Source organism: Stenotrophomonas sp. YJH_SMC_81 (genome assembly GCF_059370875.1).
Genome location: NZ_JCAFUB010000003.1, coordinates 352224 through 371105, shown reverse-complemented (window position 1 = coordinate 371105; position 18882 = coordinate 352224). Strand labels below are relative to the sequence as shown.

Genomic DNA, 18882 nt, shown 5'->3' with positions numbered 1-18882 from the left:
CACCGTGCGCAACCTGATTACCGACTACCTGGGCGTCCACGCCCAGGCCATGCCGTTGCGCGAACAGCGGATGAAGCTGATCGCCAGCAACCTCGGCAATGCCGACACCCCCGGCTACAAGGCCCAGGACCTGGACTTCGATGCCGCCCTGCGCCATGCCCAGGGGCAGGATGCCAACGGCCTGATGGCCACCACCCATGAGCAGCACTACGAAATCAGTAGTGGCCTGAACCCGTTCCAGATCGCGCGCGAGGGCGTGCAGCCCAGCCTGGACGGCAACACCGTCGATCCCGATGCCGAGCGTGCCGCCTATGGCCGAGCCGCGCTCGAGTACCGCGCCTCGCTCAGCTTTGTCGAGAGCAAGGTGCGTTCCATGCTGACCGCGATCACGGGGCAATAAGCCATGAGCAACCTGCCGATCTTCGATATCGCCGGCTCCGCGCTGCAGGCGCAGTCGGTGCGCATGAGCACCATCGCCTCCAATCTCTCCAACGCCGACACCGTGGCCGGGTCTGCCGACGCCGTGTACAAGCCGCTGGAGCCGGTCTTCCAGGCCGTCACCAGCAAGAACGATCCCAACATCACCTCGGTGAAGGTGAAGGAGATCACCCAGAGCGAAGCGGCGCCGATCAAGCGCTACGAGCCGGGCCACCCGCTGGCAGACGCCGATGGCTACATCTACCAGCCCGACGTCGATCCGGTGGCGCAGATGGTCAACCTGATCTCGACCTCGCGCAATTACCAGGCCGGCGTGGAGATGTTGACCACTGCCAAGGAACTGGCCCTGGCCACCTTGACCATGGGCCGCTGAGGCCCGCAGCACCGGATACCGCCATGACCACCGCCGTCAACAACCAGACCAGCCAGGACGTCTATTCCGCGCTGGGCCTGAACGCCCCCAACAGCAACGCCACGAAAAAGAAGAACACGCTCGACCAGGCCGACTTCCTGCGCCTGATGACCGAGCAGCTGCAGCACCAGGATCCGCTGAAGCCGATGGACAACACGCAGATGGTCGCGCAGATGGCGCAGATGTCCACCGTGCAGGGCATCACCGATCTGAACAAGACGGTGAAGGGCTTCCAGGAATCGATGGCCAGCGACCAGGTGCTGCGTGGCGCGGCGCTGGTCGGCCACCAGGTGCTGGTGCCATCGGAAAAGCTGGTGCTGGAGAAGGAAGGCAGCGTCGAGGGCACGGTGGCCGCGCCGTCGGCCGGCATCATCACCGTGGATATCACCGATGCCACCGGCGCCAAGGTCACCTCGCTGAGCGTGGAAGCCAAGGCGGCAGGCGAAACCGCCTTCCAGTGGGACGGCAAGGACGCCAACGGCAAGCGCATGGAACCGGGCAAGTACTCCATCGTTGCCAACCATGTCGATACCGCCGGCAAGAGCACCAAGCTGTCCACCTATGTGCAGGCGCCGGTGGAAAGCGTGACCGTCGGGTCCGACGGCCTGTACCTGAACCTCAAGGGCCTGGGCACGGCCCCGATCGACTACGTGCTCCGCGTCAGCTGAGCCGCACATCCCGCATCAACCAGGAGCATCCCATGGGCTTCAATGTCTCGCTGTCCGGCATCAATGCCGCCAACACCGACCTGAGCGTCACCGCCAACAACGTCGCCAACGTCAACACCACCGGCTTCAAGCAGTCGCGCGCCGAGTTCGCCGATCTGTTCGCCTCCACCAGCTATGGCCTGTCGAAGAACCAGACCGGCTCGGGCGTGCGCGTCTCCAACGTCGCCCAGCAGTTCATCCAGGGCCACAACGAGCAGACCGGGCGCAGCCTGGACATGGCCATTTCCGGTGAGGGCTTCTTCACCATGAACATGAACGGTTCGCGTGTGTACTCGCGTGCCGGCAACTTCCAGACCGATTCGGCCGGCTACGTGGTCAATCCGCAGGGCGCGCGCCTGCAGGTGTTCGCGCCGAATGCCGATGGCACCAACTTCGACGCCGGCCGCCTGGTCGACCTGCAGCTGTTGACCACCGACAGCCCGCCGAAGCAGACCAGCGAAGTGAAGGTGGGCTTCACCCTGCCGGCCAACGCCAAGCAGCCGACCGTGGCCACGTTCGACCCGACCGACTCCAACAGCTACAACCACTCCAGCGGCGGCATCACCGTGTACGACTCGCTGGGCGTGAGCCATATCCAGGTCTCGTACTTCGTGAAGGGCGCCAACCCCAACGAATGGACCGTGCACAACTATGTCGATGGCCAGCCCGCCGGCACCCCGACCGCGGTCACCTTCGACAACAGCGGCAAGCTGACCGCCCCGGCCAACGGCAAGGTTGGCCTCGGCACCTTCACCCCGACCACGGGCGCTGGCCAGCTGAACATGACGCTGGACATCAGCGGTTCGACCCAGTACGGCGAGAAGTTCGCCCTGCGCAACACCCAGCAGGACGGCTATGCCGCCGGCAAGCTCAACGAGATCACTGTGTCCGAGTCGGGCGTGGTCTATGCGCGCTACTCCAACGGCGACGACAAGCCCCTGGGCCAGGTCGCACTGACCACCTTCAACAACACCCAGGGACTGGAATCGAAGGGCAACAACCTGTGGGTGGAGACCTTCGAGTCGGGCACGCCGCGCACCGGCATGCCGGACACCTCCAATCTCGGCAAGATCCAGGCCGGCTCGCTGGAAGCGTCCACCGTCGATCTCACCGAGCAGCTGGTCAACATGATCACCGCGCAGCGCAACTTCCAGGCCAACGCGCAGATGATCACCACGCAGGACCAGATCACCCAGACCGTCATCAACATCCGTTGATGAGCTGCTGACCCTGTCACGGAACCCCCCGCATGGATAAAGCCCTTTACGTGGCGATGACCGGTGCCCGCGCCTCCCTGCAGGCGCAGGGAACGCTCAGCCACAACCTCGCCAACTCGGATACTCCTGGCTTCAAGGAAGCGCTGGCCAACACCGAAGCCTTCCCGATCAAGGGTCCGGGCTTTGCCTCGCGGGTGGATGCGCTGCACGTCGACGCCGGCTTCAACCGCCGGCCCGGCGCGCAGCACATCACCGGCAAACCGCTGGACCTTGCACTGCAGAGCGGCACCTGGCTGGCGGTGCAGGCGAGCGATGGCAGCGAAGCGTATACGCGCGGCGCAGCCCTGTCGGTGACGCCGAACGGCCAGCTGGTGACCTCTGGCGGCCGCACCGTGCTGGATGACAACAACAACCCGATCGCCATTCCGCCCTACCAGGCGATGGAGATCGGTGCCGACGGCACGATCTCGATCATCCCGCAGGGCGAAGGCCCGCAGACGATGGCGCAGATCGGCCGGATCAAGGTGGTGCAGGCGCCGGACGAGCGCCTCGAACGTGGCCTGGATGGCCTGTTCCGCAACACCGACCCGCGCCAGCCGTTCGCACCGGCACAGGGCACCGCCGTGCACAGCGGGCAACTGGAAGGCAGCAACGTCGATGCTGCCGGTGCGCTGGTGCAGATGATCCAGCTGCAGCGCCAGTACGAAATGCAGGTGCAGGTGATCAAGCACGGCGACGACAACGCGCGCAGCGCCAACAGCCTGCTCCGCCTGGGCAGCTGACGGATTTCCGGCGCCGCCCGGGCACGGCGCTGGCACACCGCTTGCACACCCGCTACCAAGGGCCGCATTGCGCGGCCGGCTTGACCCAGACAGGACTCCGAAGATGAACCAGGCATTGTGGATCGCGAAAACCGGACTGGATGCGCAGCAGATGCGCATGTCGGTGGTTTCCAACAATCTCGCCAACACCAACACCACCGGCTTCAAGCAGGACCGCGCCAGCTTCGAGGACCTGCTGTACCAGCAGGTGCGCCAGCCGGGCGGCTCTTCGTCGGCGCAGACGCAGCTGCCGACCGGCCTGCAGCTGGGTACCGGCGTGCGCGTGGTCGCCACCGCCAAGAACTTCGAGCAGGGTGGCCAGCAGCAGACCGGCCGCGCACTGGACGTGATGGTCAACGGCCGCGGCTTCTTCGAAGTGCAGATGCCCGACGGCAGCTCGGCCTACACCCGTGATGGCTCGTTCAAGATCAACCAGGACAGCGAGCTGGTTACCAACAGCGGCTACCCGGTGCAGCCGGGCATCCAGATTCCCGAGGGCGCGCAGTCGGTCACCATCGGCAGCGACGGCACCATCAGCGTGAAGATGGCCGACAACGCCGCCTCGGTGGAAGTCGGTGCGCTGACCCTGACCGACTTCGTCAATCCGGCCGGCCTGCAGGCGCGCGGCGAGAACCTGTTCCTGGAGACCACGGCCTCGGGCCCGGCCCAGAACGGCAATCCCGGCCTGAACGGTCTCGGCACCGTGGTGCAGGGTGCGCTGGAAGGCAGCAACGTCAATGTGGTGGAAGAGCTGGTGTCGATGATCGAAACCCAGCGCGCCTACGAAATGAATGCCAAGGCGATCTCCACCACCGACTCGATGCTCGGCTATCTCAACAACAAGATCTGACCGGCCCAACCGGGAAACCGCCATGTCGCCCATTTCCAACCTCGCCCGTACTGCCCTCGCCTGCACCGTGGTCGCTCTGCTCGGTGGCTGCGTGATCGCGGGCGACGTGCGCCCCTATCCGGCGATGGCACCGATCCAGCCGATCATGCCGCCGCAGGCCGCGCCGACCGCCGGTGCGATCTACGCCGCTGGCCCGACCCTGCAGCTGTATTCGGACCGCCGCGCGCGCGATGTCGGCGACCTGCTGACGATCACCCTGCTGGAAAACACCACCGCGCAGACCAGCGCCAACACGGCCACCAACAAGGAATCCAACCTGAGCCTGGGCACGCCGTCCATCCTCGGTGCGCCGGTCACCCTGGGCGGCAAGGACATCCTCAGTGCCACCGCCAAGGGCGCGCGTGACTTCACCGGCAAGGGCAACAGCGCGCAGAGCAACCGCCTGCAGGGCAGCGTCACGGTCACGGTGATCCAGCGCCTGCCCAACGGCAACCTGGTGGTGCAGGGGCAGAAGAACCTGCGGCTGAACCAGGGCGATGAACTGGTGCAGGTGCAGGGCATCGTGCGCCCGGGCGACATCAGCCAGGACAACACCATTCCCTCCAGCCGCGTGGCCGAGGCCCGCATCGTCTACGGCGGCCGCGGACCGGTCGCGCAGTCCAACGCGATGGGCTGGCTGAGCCGCTTCTTCAATTCCGGCCTGACGCCGTTCTGAGTATGGCCATGAAACTCTTCTCCTCTTCTTCCTGGCAGCGACGCATGGCGTCGCTCTACTGTGGCGTGTTCATGGTCTTCGCGGTGGCCGCCCCGGCCAGCGCCGAGCGCATCAAGGACCTCGCCCAGGTCGGCGGCGTGCGCGGCAATGCGCTGGTGGGCTATGGCCTGGTGGTCGGCCTGGATGGCAGCGGCGACCGTACCAGCCAGGCGCCCTTTACCGTGCAGAGCCTGAAAAACCTGCTCGGCGAGCTGGGCGTGAACGTGCCGCCGAACGTCAACCCGCAGCTGAAGAACGTGGCCGCCGTGGCGATCCATGCCGAGCTGCCGCCGTTCGCCAAGCCCGGCCAGCCGATCGACATCACGGTGTCTTCGATCGGCAACGCGGTGTCGCTGCGCGGCGGTTCGCTGCTGATGGCCCCGCTGCGCGGCGCCGATGGCCAGATCTATGCCATCGCCCAGGGCAATCTGATCGTGGGTGGCTTTGGCGCGCAGGGCAAGGACGGTTCCCGTGTCTCGGTGAACGTGCCCAGCGTCGGCCGTATTCCCAACGGCGCCACCGTGGAGCGTGCCCTGCCCGATCCGCTGGCCAACGGCGGCGACATCACCCTGAACCTGCACAACAATGATTTCACCACGGTCTCGCGCATGGTCGCCGCGCTCAACAACGCGTTCGGCGAAGGTGCGGCACGCGCGATCGATGGCGTGACCGTCGCCGTCACCGCACCGACCGATCCGGGCGCACGCATCGGCCTGCTGGCGCGCATCGAGAACCTTGAACTGACCCCCGGCAGCGCCCCGGCCAAGGTGGTGGTCAATTCGCGCACCGGCACCGTGGTCATCGGCCAGCAGGTGCGGGTCGGCCCTGCGGCGATTTCGCATGGTTCGCTGACGGTGACGATCCAGGAGAACACCAACGTCAGCCAGCCCAATGCGCTGTCGGGCGGCCGTACCGTGGCCAGCCCGCAATCCACCATCACTGCCACCAACGACGGCAGCCGCATGTTCAAGTTCAGCGGCGGCACCACCCTGGACGAGATCGTGCATGCGGTGAACGCCGTGGGTGCGGCACCGGGCGACCTGATCGCGATCCTGGAAGCCCTGAAGCAGGCCGGCGCACTGAGTGCCGAGCTCGAGGTGATCTGACATGCGCATCAATCCCGCATTCGACCTGCACCCGGCGCAGCAGAACGATCCGGCGAAGATCGACAAGGTCGCACGCCAGCTGGAAGGCCAGTTCGCACAGATGCTGGTCAAGAGCATGCGCGATGCGAGCTTCGGCGACTCGCTGTTTCCCGGCGAGAACAAGATGTTCCGCGACATGTACGACCAGAAGATTGCCGAGGCGATGACCCGCGGCAAGGGCCTGGGCCTGTCCGGCATGATCACCCGCCAGCTGTCCGGCCAGGCCGCCGAAGGTCCGGCACTGGATACCCGCGTGGATCCGGCCAAGGCCAGCCGCGCTTACCAGCTCAACGCGCCGGCCAGGCCGGCACCGTCGCTGCCCCTGGAAGATGGCAGCCAGGCCGTGCGCATGCTGCAGCAGATGGCCGCAGGCGCGCAGCACGGTGCGCAGGCCGCGCTGGCACCGATGGAGCAGGCACTGGACCTGATCGCCGGCCGTGAGAGCAGCGGCCTGCACCGCTCGTTGGGCACCGAGGATCCGTACATCGGCAGCCTGCAGGGCGAGGACTGGGCCGCCAACAGCGACCAGTGGACGGCGACGGCCAGCAATCGCGGCACGGCCATGAGCCCGGCCGATGCCCTGGCCACGCGCACCGCCGTCGCCCAGCTCGGCGAGCATACCCCGGAGGGCTTCGTCGCCAGCATCTGGCAGCACGCACAGAGCGCGGCCAGGGAACTGGGCGTGGATGCCCGCGCCCTGGTCGCCCAGGCAGCGCTGGAGACCGGCTGGGGCAAGCGCCACATCAAGCATGCCGATGGCAGCACCTCGCACAACCTGTTCGGCATCAAGGCCACTGGCTGGAACGGCCAGCGCGCCACGGCCGGCACCCATGAATATGTCGATGGCGTGCGCCGCAACGAAACCGCCAGCTTCCGCGCCTACGGTTCAGCTGCCGAGAGCTTTGCCGACTACGTGCGCCTGCTGAAGACAAGCCCGCGCTACCAGCAGGCCCTGCAGGCCGGCACCGACGTGCAGGGCTTCGCCCTTGGCCTCCAGCGCGCCGGTTACGCCACCGATCCGCGCTACGCCGCCAAGATCGCTGCGATCGCCGGCGGCCCGACCATCGAGCGCGCCGTAGCCGCCGTGGCCGACGCCGGCTCGCGCCTTGGCCAGACCTTCGCCAGCACCGCGACCGCGGCGCTGGGTATCACTCGTCGTTGAGGAACACCATGTCCAGCGTACTTTCCACCGGTACCGGTGCCCTGCTCGCCTTCCAGCGAGCGTTGGCGACCACCAGCCACAACGTGGCCAACCTCAATACACCCGGCTACAGCCGGCAGAAGGTCAACTTCGCCACCGCCGATCCACAGAACTATGGCTACGGCACGGTCGGCAACGGCACCCGCATCACTGACATCCGTCGCACGGCCGACCAGCTGGCGATCTCGCGCCTGCTCGACAGCAGCGGTGAGCTGGCGCGCCTGAAGCAGCTTTCGGGCATGGCCGACCGGGTCAACGCCCTGTTCTCCGATGCCGCCACGAACGTGGCCGGCGTCTGGTCGAACTTCTTCGACTCGGTCAGTGGCCTGTCGTCCAACGCGGCCGGCACCGCCGACCGCCAGAACATGCTCGACGGTGGCAAGGCGCTGGCCAACCGCTTCGTGCAGCTCAACACGCACCTGAACAATCTCAACAGCGAGGTCAACAACGGCCTGCTGGCCGGTGCGACCGAGGTCAACCGCCTTGCGCAGGAGATCGCGCAGATCAACGGTGCCATCGGAACCAACATCGCCTCGGCTGCACCGGACCTGCTCGACCGCCGCGACCAGCTGATCACCCAGCTGATCGGCTACACCGGTGGCACCGCGGTGATCCAGGACGGCGGCATCATGAATGTCTACACTGCCGGCGGCAACGCGCTGGTGGTGGGTACCACGGCGACCAAGGTCACCACCGTAGCCGATCCTTACCAGCCCGAGCGCCTGCAGTTGGCACTGGAGACCCAGGGCAACACCATCCGTCTCGACCCGAAAGCGGTCGGTGGCCAGATCGGGGGCCTGCTGGAATTCCGCGACACCGTGCTGACGCCTGCGCAGGCCGAACTGGGCAAGCTGGCGGTGGGCCTGGCCGAGAGCTTCAACCAGGTCCACCACCAGGGTGTGGATCTGTATGGCCAGATGGGCGGGGACTTCTTCAACATCGGCAGCCCACGCGTGACCGGCAACAACAGCAATACCGGAACCGCCAGCCTCAGCGCCACCTATGGCGACCTGGGCAAACTGGACGCGCAGAACGTGGTGCTGCAGTTCGATGGCACCACCTGGAAGGCCAGCCGCGCCGACACCGGCGCCAGCATTCCCCTGACCGGTACCGGCACCGCCGCCGATCCGCTGGTGATCAACGGCGTGAACCTGGTCGTCGGCGGCACCCCGGCGGCCAATGACCGCTTCCTGCTGCAGCCCACCGCCGGCGTGGCCGGCAGCCTGGAGATGGCCATCACCGATCCGTCGCGCATTGCCGCGGCCGCCGCAGTCAAGGGCGCAGCCGCCACCGCCAACACCGGTACCGGCAAGCTGAGCGGCGTCACCGTCACCGATTCGGCCAACGCGAACCTGCGCAATCCGTCGGCGATCGTGTTCACCTCGGCGACCACCTACACCATCGACGGTGGCCCGCCGCAGACCTATACACCTGGCCAGACCATCAGTGCCAACGGCTGGAGCTTCGTACTGGACGGTGCGCCGAAGGTGGGCGATACCTTCAACATCACCCCGACCCCGGCCGGTTCGTCGGACAACAGCAACGCCTCCAGGTTGGCCAAGGTGGAAAGCACGAAGGCCTTCAACGCCGGAACGGTGACACTGAACGGTGCACTGGGTGGCCTGACCACCCAGGTCGGCGCCGCCGCCCGCTCGGCCGAGTACTCGCTCGATGCGCAGCTGGTGATCAATGACAAGGCACAGGAAGCCCGCGATGAGGTCTCCGGCGTGAACCTGGACGAAGAGGCCGCCGACATGCTGCGCCTGCAGCAGGCCTACCAGGCCGCCTCACAGCTGATCTCCACCGCCGACAGCATGTTCCAGACCATCCTGGGAGCCGTCCGCCGATGAGCAGCCGCATCTCCACCAGCATGATGTTCAACCAGTCGGTGTCGCTGATGATGGCCAAGCAGGCCAAGCTCAGCCACCTGGAGCAGCAGATTGCTACTGGCAGCAAGATCGTCAGCGCCAAGGACGATCCGGTTGCCGCCGGCACTGCAGTCGGCCTTGACCGCAGCCTGGCCGCACTGGACCGCATGAAGCTCAACGCCGGCAATGTGCAGAACCGCCTGGGCGTGCAGGAAAACACCCTGGCGCAGGTCAACGACCTGATGGCGCGCGTCAACGATCTGACCATCCAGGCCAGCAATCCGGCACTGAGCGCGGCGGACAAGAAGACGCTGATCACCGAGGTCAACCAGATCCGCGATGGCCTGCTGTCGCTGGCCAACGCCGACGATGGTACCGGCCGCTACGTGTTCGGTGGCACCAACGACGGTGACCCGCCGTTCGCCAAGATCAACGGCAAGGTCGTCTATCGCGGCGACCAGACCCAGCGCCAGGTTGAAGTCGGCCCCGATACCTATGTGCGCGACGCCCTGCCCGGCAGCGAGATCTTCATGCGCATCCCCACCGGCGACGGCTTCGTTGACGGCAGCGCCGCGGCCGGCAACACCGGCAACGGCGTGCTGACCAACATCACCCGCGACGGCAGCGACAGCTGGAACGGCCAGGGCTTCAGCGTGCGCTTCACCACCGGCACCCAGTACGAGGTGGTGGATGGTGCGGGCAACGTGACCGGCACCGGCACCTACAAGGCTGGCGACGACCTGGAAGTGAACGGTGTGCGCCTGCGCATCACCGGCGCACCTGCAGCGGGCGACAGCTTCAGCGTACAGGCCGCCAGCAGCCGCGACATCTTCGCCACCATGGACAACCTGGTCGCCGCGCTGGGTGCCGACACCGGTACCACCGCGCAGATGACTGCGCAGCAGAATCAGCTGCAGAGCGCACTGCGCGACGTCGCGCGCGCCTCGGAGCGGATGATCGATTCGCGCGCTGCCGGTGGTGCGCAGTTGAAGGCGCTGGACAACGCGGCGGAGATGCGCGAGGCCAATGGCGTGACCCTGAAGACCACGCTGTCGCAGATGCGCGACCTGGATTACGCCGATGCACTGAGCCAGTACCAGCTGCAGAGCACCGCACTGCAGGCGGCGCAGACGATCTTCTCGCAGATGCAGTCGATGTCGCTGTTCAACAAGCTGCGCTGACGCCTCTCCTGCGTCACCCCTGAAAGGCCGCGATGCCCTGCATCGCGGCCTTTTTCGTTTGAGCGCCTGCCCGCCACCACGCGGCCCTCTGGCCATCTCCGGCCGATTCTCCGTGATTGCCCATCAAGCCGGGTCGCACCCCGCCGATACCTTCATCAGCGCTGGTCAGGCCCTGCCCGACCGCCCCTCCCGGGCTCGCTTCCATCCTGGCAACAGGGCTGAAAACCCCGGGAAAACAGCTTCAGGCAACGAATTCTGGCTTCAGCGGAATTCACGGCTAAAGGTTGTTGACAAAGCGCCGTTATTCATTTGGCAACGGCGAAGCACACAGCCACACAAAAAAAACAGGCGGCGCTTCGTTTCATTCACCAACGGGTTCCATATAAGAGGAGACGACCCCATGGCACAGGTAATCAACACCAATACGATGTCGCTCAACGCTCAGCGCAACCTGAGCACCAGCGGCAGCTCGCTCGCCACCACCATCCAGCGCCTCTCGTCCGGCCTGCGCATCAACAGCGCGAAGGACGACGCGGCCGGCCTGGCCATCAGCGAGCGCTTCACCACCCAGATCCGTGGCCTGGACGTGGCCATCCGCAACGCCAACGACGGTATCTCGCTGGCCCAGGTCGCCGAGGGTTCGCTGAACGAAGTCGGCAACAACCTGCAGCGCATCCGTGAACTGGGCGTGCAGGCCTCCAACGCCACCAACTCGGCCAGCGACCGCAAGGCCCTGCAGGCTGAAGTGACCCAGCTGGTTTCGGAAATCGATCGTGTGGCCAAGCAGGCCGACTTCAACGGCACCAAGCTGCTGGACGGCAGCTTCACCAGCCAGCTGTTCCAGGTGGGCGCCAACGCCGGCCAGGCCATCGCCATCAACAGCGTGGTCAACGCCAAGGCCGATTCGCTGGGGGCTGCCACCTTCGCCAACGGCTACACCGGCACTGCGCTGGCGGTGGACAAGGCCACGGCCGACACCACCTACTCCGGCCTGCAGGTCTCGGTCACCCCGCCGGGCGGCACCGCCACCACGGTCACCATCAGCGACTTCACCGTGAAGGCCGGCGAGTCGATCACCTCGGCCACCGCTGCGGCGATCAACAACAAGCTGGGTGAAACCGGCGTGGTGGCCTCGGTCAATGCCGGCGTCATCAGCCTGGCTTCGGTCAAGGATGGCCAGACCTTCGCCCTGGGCGTCAGCGCAGCAACCCCGCCGGCCGGCGTCACCGCGGCGACCATCGCCGGCCTGGGCCTGACCGAGACCAGCACCAACGGCGGCACCCTGACCGGTGCAGCGGCCAGCTTCGTCAAGGACCTGAACGTCACCACCGCCGAAGGCGCACAGAAGGCGATGTCGATCGTCGACAAGGCCCTGGAATCGGTCAACAGCGTCCGCGCCGACCTCGGCGCGATCCAGAACCGCTTCACCTCGGTGGTCGCCAACCTGCAGACCTCCTCGGAGAACCTGTCCGCATCGCGCAGCCGCATCCGCGATACCGACTTCGCCAAGGAAACCGCCGAACTGACCCGCACCCAGATCCTGCAGCAGGCCGGTACGGCCATGCTGGCCCAGGCCAACCAGGTACCGCAGAACGTGCTCAGCCTGTTGCAGCGCTGACATGAGCCGCCCCCGGGGCACGTCGGGGGCGTCTGACCCAACTCACGTGCAACCGCTCAAGGACCTCTCCTCATGGCACAAGTCATCAACACCAATACGATGTCGTTGAATGCTCAGCGTAACCTGAGCACCAGCGGCAGCTCGCTGGCTACCACCATCCAGCGCCTGTCCTCCGGTTCGCGCATCAACAGCGCCAAGGACGACGCCGCCGGCCTGGCGATCTCCGAGCGCTTCGGCACGCAGATCCGCGGTACCGACGTCGCCATCCGCAACGCCAACGACGGCATCTCGCTGGCCCAGGTCGCCGAAGGTTCGCTGACCGAAATCGGCAACAACCTGCAGCGCGTCCGCGAGCTGTCGGTGCAGGCCGCCAACGCCACCAACTCGGCCAGCGACCGCAAGGCCCTGCAGGCCGAAGTGACCCAGCTGGTCTCGGAAATCGACCGCGTCGCCAAGCAGTCGGACTTCAACGGCACCAAGCTGCTGGACGGTTCGTTCTCCAGCCAGCTGTTCCAGGTCGGTGCCAACGCCGGCCAGGCCATCGCCATCGACAAGACCATCGATGCCAAGGCCAACGCCCTGGGCGGCGCCAAGTTCGACACCAACTCGCTGGCCCTGGCCGACCCGGGCACCAACGCCGACTTCAAGGTCACTGGCCTGCAGATCAATGGCGTCACCATCGCCGACGTCGATGTCAAGCAGGGTGCCGACGCCGCTGCTACCGGCAAGGCCTCCCGCGAGGCGCTGGTGACTGCCATCAACGCCAAGATCGGTGAGACCGGTGTCTACGCCGAAGTGAACGGCACCGCTGGCGTCACCCTGACCTCAGTCAAGGACAGCGTCAACGCCGATGGCTCGTTCAAGGCCATCACCGCTTCGGTGGGCACCTGGACCGGCGCCACCGCCCCGACCTTCACCGCTACCACTGCTGCTGCAGCGCCGGCCGCGAAGTACGCCAGCAACCTGGACGTCAGCACCGTGAAGGGCGCCCAGCAGGCGATGGAAATCGTCGACAAGGCCCTGGGTGCGATCAACAGCACTCGTGCCGACCTGGGCGCCGTGCAGAACCGCTTCACCTCGGTGGTGGCCAACCTGCAGACCTCGTCGGAGAACCTGTCGGCTTCGCGTAGCCGCATCAAGGACACCGACTTCGCCAAGGAAACCGCAGAACTGACCCGCACCCAGATCCTGCAGCAGGCCGGTACGGCCATGCTGGCCCAGGCCAACCAGGTGCCGCAGGGCGTGCTCAGCCTGCTGCGCTGATCCGCTTACTGATCGACCTCCGGGCGCTGCATGACGCCGCGCCCGGATCCTGAAACACGTTCCACCTTCGCCAAAGGAAATGCACCATGGCACAAGTCATCAACACCAACACCATGTCCCTGAATGCTCAGCGCAACCTGAGCACCAGCGGCAGCTCGCTGGCCACCACCATCCAGCGCCTGTCCTCCGGTTCGCGCATCAACAGCGCCAAGGACGACGCCGCCGGCCTGGCGATCTCCGAGCGCTTCGGCACGCAGATCCGCGGTACCGACGTCGCCATCCGCAACGCCAACGACGGTATTTCGCTGGCCCAGGTCGCCGAAGGTTCGCTGACCGAAATCGGCAACAATCTGCAGCGCGTCCGCGAGCTGTCGGTGCAGGCCTCCAACGCCACCAACTCGGCCAGCGACCGCAAGGCGCTGCAGGCCGAAGTGACCCAGTTGGTCTCGGAAATCGACCGCGTCGCCAAGCAGTCGGACTTCAACGGCACCAAGCTGCTGGACGGCACCTTCTCCAGCCAGCTGTTCCAGGTCGGCGCCAATGCCGGCCAGGCCATCGCCATCGACAAGACCATCGATGCCAAGGCCGGCTCGCTGGGCACCTCGACCTTCGCCACCGGCGCGACCGCCGCCCTGGCCGCCAGCACCGACGGCGCACGCTTCTCCGGCACCGTGATGGGCGTGGACATCGGCACGGTTGAAGTCAAGGCCGGCGCCACCACGGCGGATGCCTCCAAGGCCGTCGCCACCGCCATCAACGCCAAGATCGGCGAGGCCGGCATCTACGCCGAAGCCAATGCCGACGGCTCCCTGAAGCTGAGCTCGGTGAAGGAAGGCAAGGCCGTTGCCGCTGCCGATATCGCCCTGATGCGCAGCGACTACGACGCCACCGCCAAGACCTGGGGCACCGCAGCGGCTGCCGGCGCCTACACTGCTGGCACCGACACCTCGGCCAACGTGCAGAAGCTGGACGTGAGCAGCGTACTCGGTGCCCAGCAGGCCCTGGAAGTGGTCGACAAGGCCCTGGGTGCGATCAACAGCACCCGCGCCGACCTCGGTGCGATCCAGAACCGCTTCACCTCGGTGGTGGCCAACCTGCAGACCTCGTCGGAAAACCTGTCGGCATCGCGCAGCCGCATCAAGGACACCGACTTCGCCAAGGAAACCGCAGAGCTGACCCGCACCCAGATCCTGCAGCAGGCCGGTACGGCCATGCTGGCCCAGGCCAACCAGGTGCCGCAGGGCGTGCTCAGCCTGCTGCGCTGATCCACGGCAATAAGGCGCCGCTACCGTCGGGTCGAACCGACGGTAGCGGCAACCGGGAAGCCACGATGCACGAAGGCGCGGGCCATGCCCGGCCCGGGATCAGTCCCGAACCGGCTTGGCATCGCCCGCTCCTGCGGACCTCTCTTTCAGCGCTGTACCTTTGACTGTACGTACCGGGCGGCTTCGTCTCCCCCCGATTGTCAGTAGCCTGATCCCTCCCCTGCATTGGGGGAGGGCTTTTTGCAGACTCCCGGCAGCCCGCGGTGAACCCACCCGCACCCTGCCCCAGCCCTCCTGCAACCCGCGTGCCAGAACCTGCGCCAGGCGATTGGCACGGCACGTGCATCAACGAAGCCCTCAAGACCCAGCGGCGCAGGCCGCTATTTTCGTTGACGACGGGCCAGCGCACGACGGCCGGGCCCGGATACCAGGAGAAACGACGTGGCAGACTTTGGATACGGTGGCATTGGCTCGGGACTGGATATTTCCAGCATCGTCAACCAGCTGGTCGCAGCTGACCGCAAGCCCGCCGACAATGCGCTGAACCTGCAGCAGTCCAAGGCCAAGATGCAATTGTCGTCGATCGGCACCATCACCTCGGCCTTCGACAAGCTGAAGACGGCGCTGACCGCACTGAAGGCCACCACCGCGTTCGACACGCGCACGGTGACCGCCAGCAAAGGCGGCGACAAGGGCACCGACGAGATCCTGACGGCGTCGGTCGCGCTGTATGACGTTGGCACCACCAAAGCCGCGGCCTCCAACGGCACGCACGTGGTCAATGTCACCTCGCTGGCCACCGCGCACAAACTGATCGCCGATACTTCGGTACCCAAGACCGACACGTTTGCTGCCGGAACCTTGACGCTGACCGTTGGCGTGGGCGACAAGGCCAAGACCATGAACGTGGAGGTGGAGGACGGCGACACGCTGACCACCATCCGCAACAAGATCGATGCGGCCGGCCGCAAGGAAGGCGTGCAGGCCACCCTGATCAGCTCCGGCGACAACCAGTACCTGTCGATCGCACAGGAGAAGACCGGTGCCGCCAACGCGATCAAGCTCGAGTACGCAGGCAGCGACGCCAAGCTGGGGGGGCTGGTCAACAGCCTGAAGCAGAACACCGCCGCCGCCGACGCCGAGCTGACCATCGATGGCGTGAAGGTCGTCAGCGCCAGCAACACCGTGGCCGATGCGGTTCCGGGCCTGACCCTGAACCTGAAGATGCCGGGCACCAGCACGGTGACCATCAGCACCGACACTGCGGCGGCCACCAAGGTGATGCAGGAGTTCGTAACGGCCTACAACGCCGCACTGGCGGCGATCAACACCGAAACCAAGTACGACGCCAAGACCAAGGAAGCCTCCACGCTGACCGGCGATGCGCAGATGCGCGGCGCCACCAGCCAGCTGCGCTCGGTGATGTCGAGCGTGCTCAAGGACCTGGCCGGTGACAAGCTCGATGCCAAGGCGATCGGTCTGGATACCCGCGGCTACCCCAATGCCGACGGCACGCTGATCCTGGACACCACCAAGTTCGCCGCCGCACTGGCCAGCCAGCCGGAGAAGATGCGCCAGGCGATCACCGGTGATTCCGGCGGTGCCGGCAAGCTGTACACGCTGGTCGACGGCTATGTCAGCACCACGGTCGGCAAGGAAGGCGCGTTCGTCGCGCGCACCAAGGGCCTGAACACCACGCTGGACAACATCGACAAGCGCCGCAAGGACCTCGACACGCGGATGAAGAGCGTGGAAGAGCGCTACAAGAAGCAGTTCATCGCGCTGGACAGCCTGATGGGCAAGTTGCAGCAGAGCAACACGGCGCTGCAGCAGCAGCTGGCACAGTTGAACCGCTGACGATGCGTGCGTGGCACTCAAGTTTGCCGCGCAATGCACCGATAACGGACGCAACAGCAATCATCGCCGCGCCGCCGGCACCGATCCCCACGATCACCCGACGGCACCCCGCGCAAGGAGAATCACGAATGTACGGTTCCAGCCGTCAATATGCCGAGCAGTACCGCCAGGTGGGAGTGACCAGTGCGGTCGCCGATGCCGATCCGCACAAGCTGGTGGCGATGCTGCTGGCCGGCGCGCTGGAGCGCGTGCGTCGCGCCCTGGCCAGCCTCGAGCGGGGCGACCAGGCCGGCAAGGGCAAGGCGATCGGCGAAGTCTGCGCGATCGTCGGCCACCTCAACGGCTCGCTGGACCATGAGGCCGGCGGCGAGATCGCCGGCAACCTGTCGGCCCTGTACGATTACGTGCTGCAGCGCCTCACCGAAGCCAACCTGCACAACGACCGCGCCGCGCTGGATGAATCGCTGCAGCTGCTGGGCGAGATCGACAGCGCCTGGAACGCGATCCCGCACGAACAGCGCCGCCCGGCCGCGGTGGCGCCATGAGCCTGCCCGAGCTGCACGCGCAGCTGGATGCCTTCGAGAAAGCACTGGGCGATGATGCCCTGGACCAGGCCGACAGCCTGCTCGACGGGCATGACAGCACCCTGCATGCCCTGCTCAGCCAGCCGCTGACCGCTGCGGACCACGCGCCGCTGAGCGCCCTGTTCGAGCGCCAGCAGAGCCTTCTGGGCCTGCTGCGCCAGCGCCGCGATGCAGCGGCCGCACTGATGAATGACGGCCAGCGCTCGCTTCGCGCCGCCCATGCCTACCTGCAGGCAGGATCGCTGGCATGACCCAGCTGCCGACCACGTCGCTGCACCATCCTGCCGAAAGCGAGCTGTTCGACGAAACGCTCAGCTGCGAGCTGGCCCTGCCGGCCGAGTTCCAGGCGGGCAGCGCGGCCGGACGCACCAGCGGTGCCGAAGGCCTGCTGCGCAGCCTGGCACTGGTCGAAGACAGCCGTGTTGACGAGCACGACGAACGCAACGAGGCCACCCTGCAGCTGCAACGCCTTGAAGCCAAGCTGGACCTGGCGATGGTGCTGCTCGGCCGCTTGGTGCGCCAGCAGGGCCTGGAACTGCCCCTGCGCCCGGTGCGCTGGTCGCGCCGTGGCATCCGCCTGCAGCTGGGCCCGCGCAGCGGTGCCAGCCCCGGCCAGGCCGGCGTGGTGCGCCTGCAGCCCAGCGACTGGCTGCCCGACCACATCGACCTGCCGGTGGAAGTGATCGCCGAGGCAGCCGACGGCGGCGGCGGCCACTTCCTATGGCTGCGCTTCCAGCGCCTGGGCGACGGCCTGGAAATGGCCATGGAGCGGCACCTGTTCCGACTGCACCGCCGCCAGGTGGCCGAGGCACGCCGGGCGCGCTGAAAGCTGCCACCATCACGCTTGGCGGGCAAGCCTTGGCGCGCCCGTTCAGCTAAGTTAAGGTGGACTCCCCTACACGGATCTGTTGCGTGCCTGTGCGAGTTCTCATCGTCGACGATCACACCCTCGTCCGCGCCGGCCTGGCGCGGCTGCTGCAGGGGTTTGCCGACGTGCAGCTCGTCGCCGAGGCCAGCAACGCCGAACAGGCATTGCAGCTGGCCCTGCAGCACGCGCCGGATGTGGTGCTGATGGATCTCTCGTTGCCGGGCCGCACCGGCCTGGAAGCGCTCAGCGACATCCGCCTGCGCGCCCCCGGCACCCGGGTGGTGATGATGACCATGCACGACGATGCCGCGCATGTGCGCGATGCCCTGGATCGTGGCGCGGTCGGGTTCGTGGTGAAGGATGCTGCACCGCAGGAGCTGGAACTGGCGCTGCGCGCCGCGCATGCCGGCCAGGTGTTCCTGAGTCCCCAGATCTCGGCCAAGATGCTGGCCCCCATGCTGGGCCGCGAGAAGCCTACCGGCATTGCCGCGCTGTCGCCGCGCCAGCGCGAGATCCTGCGCCGCATCGGCAAGGGCGAAAGCAACAAGGAAATCGCCGCCGACCTCGGCATCAGCGTGAAGACGGTGGAAACCCACCGCGCACGCATGATGGAGTCATTGGGCTGCCGCCGCGCCAATGACCTTTTGCTGCTGGCCGCGCGCCACCAGCACGAGCTGGAGTAAGCGCCAGTAGCGGGCAAGGCCCTGCACTGACGACGAATTCCCGTCACCCCGACATTCCCTGACAGGAATCCGTACACCGGCCGCCGCGAACCCCGCCGCTTCGGCACGACGAATCAATGACTTGGCGGCCCGCTTCGTCAATATCCCGAG

At 66.5% G+C, this 18882-nt stretch carries 19 protein-coding genes; all 19 read left to right on the top strand.

Features of this window, described 5'->3' with window-relative positions:
- Positions 1 to 4: 4 nt before the first annotated feature.
- The 19 genes from flgB to AC5P8U_RS08070 all read left to right on the top strand — a co-directional run bounded on the left by flgB (position 5) and on the right by AC5P8U_RS08070 (position 18732).
- Positions 5 to 400, top strand: coding sequence for a flagellar basal body rod protein FlgB (gene flgB / locus AC5P8U_RS08160; RefSeq protein WP_005409576.1), 396 nt, complete (start codon positions 5 to 7; stop codon positions 398 to 400).
- A gap of 3 nt (positions 401 to 403) precedes the next feature.
- Entirely contained in the window at positions 404 to 811 is a 408-nt protein-coding gene (flgC, locus tag AC5P8U_RS08155) for a flagellar basal body rod protein FlgC (protein WP_072166972.1), read from the top strand.
- Between the two features lie 23 nt (positions 812 to 834).
- On the top strand, positions 835 to 1518 hold the full coding sequence (locus AC5P8U_RS08150; RefSeq protein WP_005416460.1) for a flagellar hook assembly protein FlgD: 684 nt from the start codon (positions 835 to 837) through the stop codon (positions 1516 to 1518).
- Positions 1519 to 1550: 32 nt separating this feature from the next.
- On the top strand, positions 1551 to 2774 hold the full coding sequence (flgE, locus tag AC5P8U_RS08145; RefSeq protein ID WP_005416459.1) for a flagellar hook protein FlgE: 1224 nt from the start codon (positions 1551 to 1553) through the stop codon (positions 2772 to 2774).
- Positions 2775 to 2806: 32 nt separating this feature from the next.
- A complete protein-coding gene (locus AC5P8U_RS08140) occupies positions 2807 to 3556 on the top strand; it encodes a flagellar basal body rod protein FlgF (RefSeq protein ID WP_049412405.1) in 750 nt (249 codons plus the stop codon).
- A gap of 103 nt (positions 3557 to 3659) precedes the next feature.
- Complete coding sequence (gene flgG, locus AC5P8U_RS08135) at positions 3660 to 4445, top strand: flagellar basal-body rod protein FlgG (RefSeq protein ID WP_005416457.1); 786 nt, start codon at positions 3660 to 3662, stop codon at positions 4443 to 4445.
- Between the two features lie 22 nt (positions 4446 to 4467).
- The gene (gene flgH, locus AC5P8U_RS08130; RefSeq protein WP_005416456.1) at positions 4468 to 5160 is read left to right on the top strand and encodes a flagellar basal body L-ring protein FlgH; all 693 of its coding nucleotides are present in this window, start codon (positions 4468 to 4470) and stop codon (positions 5158 to 5160) included.
- 2 nt (positions 5161 to 5162) lie between these two features.
- On the top strand, positions 5163 to 6305 hold the full coding sequence (locus AC5P8U_RS08125) for a flagellar basal body P-ring protein FlgI (RefSeq protein WP_072166970.1): 1143 nt from the start codon (positions 5163 to 5165) through the stop codon (positions 6303 to 6305).
- Between the two features lies 1 nt (position 6306).
- The gene (gene flgJ, locus AC5P8U_RS08120) at positions 6307 to 7506 is read left to right on the top strand and encodes a flagellar assembly peptidoglycan hydrolase FlgJ (RefSeq protein ID WP_353080012.1); all 1200 of its coding nucleotides are present in this window, start codon (positions 6307 to 6309) and stop codon (positions 7504 to 7506) included.
- 8 nt (positions 7507 to 7514) lie between these two features.
- Positions 7515 to 9395: a flagellar hook-associated protein FlgK gene (flgK, locus tag AC5P8U_RS08115; protein WP_053496686.1), complete on the top strand. Its 1881-nt coding sequence runs from the start codon at positions 7515 to 7517 to the stop codon at positions 9393 to 9395.
- Entirely contained in the window at positions 9392 to 10594 is a 1203-nt protein-coding gene (flgL, locus tag AC5P8U_RS08110; protein WP_053496687.1) for a flagellar hook-associated protein FlgL, read from the top strand. The genes flgK and flgL overlap by 4 nt, the downstream gene beginning before the upstream one ends.
- A 400-nt stretch (positions 10595 to 10994) precedes the next feature.
- A complete protein-coding gene (locus tag AC5P8U_RS08105) occupies positions 10995 to 12212 on the top strand; it encodes a flagellin (protein ID WP_005416451.1) in 1218 nt (405 codons plus the stop codon).
- Between the two features lie 72 nt (positions 12213 to 12284).
- Positions 12285 to 13475 (top strand): flagellin, encoded by a 1191-nt coding sequence (locus tag AC5P8U_RS08100; protein ID WP_095377991.1) that lies wholly within the window; start codon positions 12285 to 12287, stop codon positions 13473 to 13475.
- A gap of 86 nt (positions 13476 to 13561) precedes the next feature.
- On the top strand, positions 13562 to 14740 hold the full coding sequence (locus AC5P8U_RS08095; protein ID WP_353080014.1) for a flagellin: 1179 nt from the start codon (positions 13562 to 13564) through the stop codon (positions 14738 to 14740).
- A gap of 441 nt (positions 14741 to 15181) precedes the next feature.
- Positions 15182 to 16597 carry a flagellar filament capping protein FliD gene (gene fliD / locus AC5P8U_RS08090; RefSeq protein ID WP_061478707.1) on the top strand — a complete coding sequence of 472 codons (1416 nt, stop codon included), beginning with the start codon at positions 15182 to 15184 and terminating at the stop codon, positions 16595 to 16597.
- A gap of 128 nt (positions 16598 to 16725) precedes the next feature.
- Positions 16726 to 17142, top strand: a complete 417-nt coding sequence (gene fliS / locus AC5P8U_RS08085; protein ID WP_005416447.1) for a flagellar export chaperone FliS — start codon at positions 16726 to 16728, stop codon at positions 17140 to 17142.
- The gene (locus AC5P8U_RS08080) at positions 17139 to 17432 is read left to right on the top strand and encodes a hypothetical protein (protein WP_139727060.1); all 294 of its coding nucleotides are present in this window, start codon (positions 17139 to 17141) and stop codon (positions 17430 to 17432) included. Before fliS ends, AC5P8U_RS08080 begins: the two co-directional genes overlap by 4 nt.
- Positions 17429 to 18007, top strand: a complete 579-nt coding sequence (locus AC5P8U_RS08075) for a PilZ domain-containing protein (RefSeq protein ID WP_061478708.1) — start codon at positions 17429 to 17431, stop codon at positions 18005 to 18007. Before AC5P8U_RS08080 ends, AC5P8U_RS08075 begins: the two co-directional genes overlap by 4 nt.
- Before the next feature lie 92 nt (positions 18008 to 18099).
- A complete protein-coding gene (locus AC5P8U_RS08070; RefSeq protein WP_005413261.1) occupies positions 18100 to 18732 on the top strand; it encodes a response regulator in 633 nt (210 codons plus the stop codon).
- The last annotated feature ends 150 nt before the right edge of the window (positions 18733 to 18882 follow it).

What these genes read in the sequence shown, in the direction of transcription:
- AC5P8U_RS08105 (WP_005416451.1), top strand. Translation starts at nt 10,995, where the DNA reads ATGGCACAGGTAATCAACACCAATACGATGTCGCTCAACGCTCAGCGC.
- AC5P8U_RS08140 (WP_049412405.1), top strand. Translation starts at nt 2,807, where the DNA reads ATGGATAAAGCCCTTTACGTGGCGATGACCGGTGCCCGCGCCTCCCTG.
- flgE (WP_005416459.1), top strand. Translation starts at nt 1,551, where the DNA reads ATGGGCTTCAATGTCTCGCTGTCCGGCATCAATGCCGCCAACACCGAC.
- AC5P8U_RS08075 (WP_061478708.1), top strand. Translation starts at nt 17,429, where the DNA reads ATGACCCAGCTGCCGACCACGTCGCTGCACCATCCTGCCGAAAGCGAG.
- fliS (WP_005416447.1), top strand. Translation starts at nt 16,726, where the DNA reads ATGTACGGTTCCAGCCGTCAATATGCCGAGCAGTACCGCCAGGTGGGA.
- AC5P8U_RS08125 (WP_072166970.1), top strand. Translation starts at nt 5,163, where the DNA reads ATGGCCATGAAACTCTTCTCCTCTTCTTCCTGGCAGCGACGCATGGCG.
- AC5P8U_RS08095 (WP_353080014.1), top strand. Translation starts at nt 13,562, where the DNA reads ATGGCACAAGTCATCAACACCAACACCATGTCCCTGAATGCTCAGCGC.
- flgL (WP_053496687.1), top strand. Translation starts at nt 9,392, where the DNA reads ATGAGCAGCCGCATCTCCACCAGCATGATGTTCAACCAGTCGGTGTCG.
- flgC (WP_072166972.1), top strand. Translation starts at nt 404, where the DNA reads ATGAGCAACCTGCCGATCTTCGATATCGCCGGCTCCGCGCTGCAGGCG.
- flgJ (WP_353080012.1), top strand. Translation starts at nt 6,307, where the DNA reads ATGCGCATCAATCCCGCATTCGACCTGCACCCGGCGCAGCAGAACGAT.
- AC5P8U_RS08150 (WP_005416460.1), top strand. Translation starts at nt 835, where the DNA reads ATGACCACCGCCGTCAACAACCAGACCAGCCAGGACGTCTATTCCGCG.
- flgG (WP_005416457.1), top strand. Translation starts at nt 3,660, where the DNA reads ATGAACCAGGCATTGTGGATCGCGAAAACCGGACTGGATGCGCAGCAG.
- flgH (WP_005416456.1), top strand. Translation starts at nt 4,468, where the DNA reads ATGTCGCCCATTTCCAACCTCGCCCGTACTGCCCTCGCCTGCACCGTG.
- AC5P8U_RS08080 (WP_139727060.1), top strand. Translation starts at nt 17,139, where the DNA reads ATGAGCCTGCCCGAGCTGCACGCGCAGCTGGATGCCTTCGAGAAAGCA.
- flgK (WP_053496686.1), top strand. Translation starts at nt 7,515, where the DNA reads ATGTCCAGCGTACTTTCCACCGGTACCGGTGCCCTGCTCGCCTTCCAG.
- AC5P8U_RS08100 (WP_095377991.1), top strand. Translation starts at nt 12,285, where the DNA reads ATGGCACAAGTCATCAACACCAATACGATGTCGTTGAATGCTCAGCGT.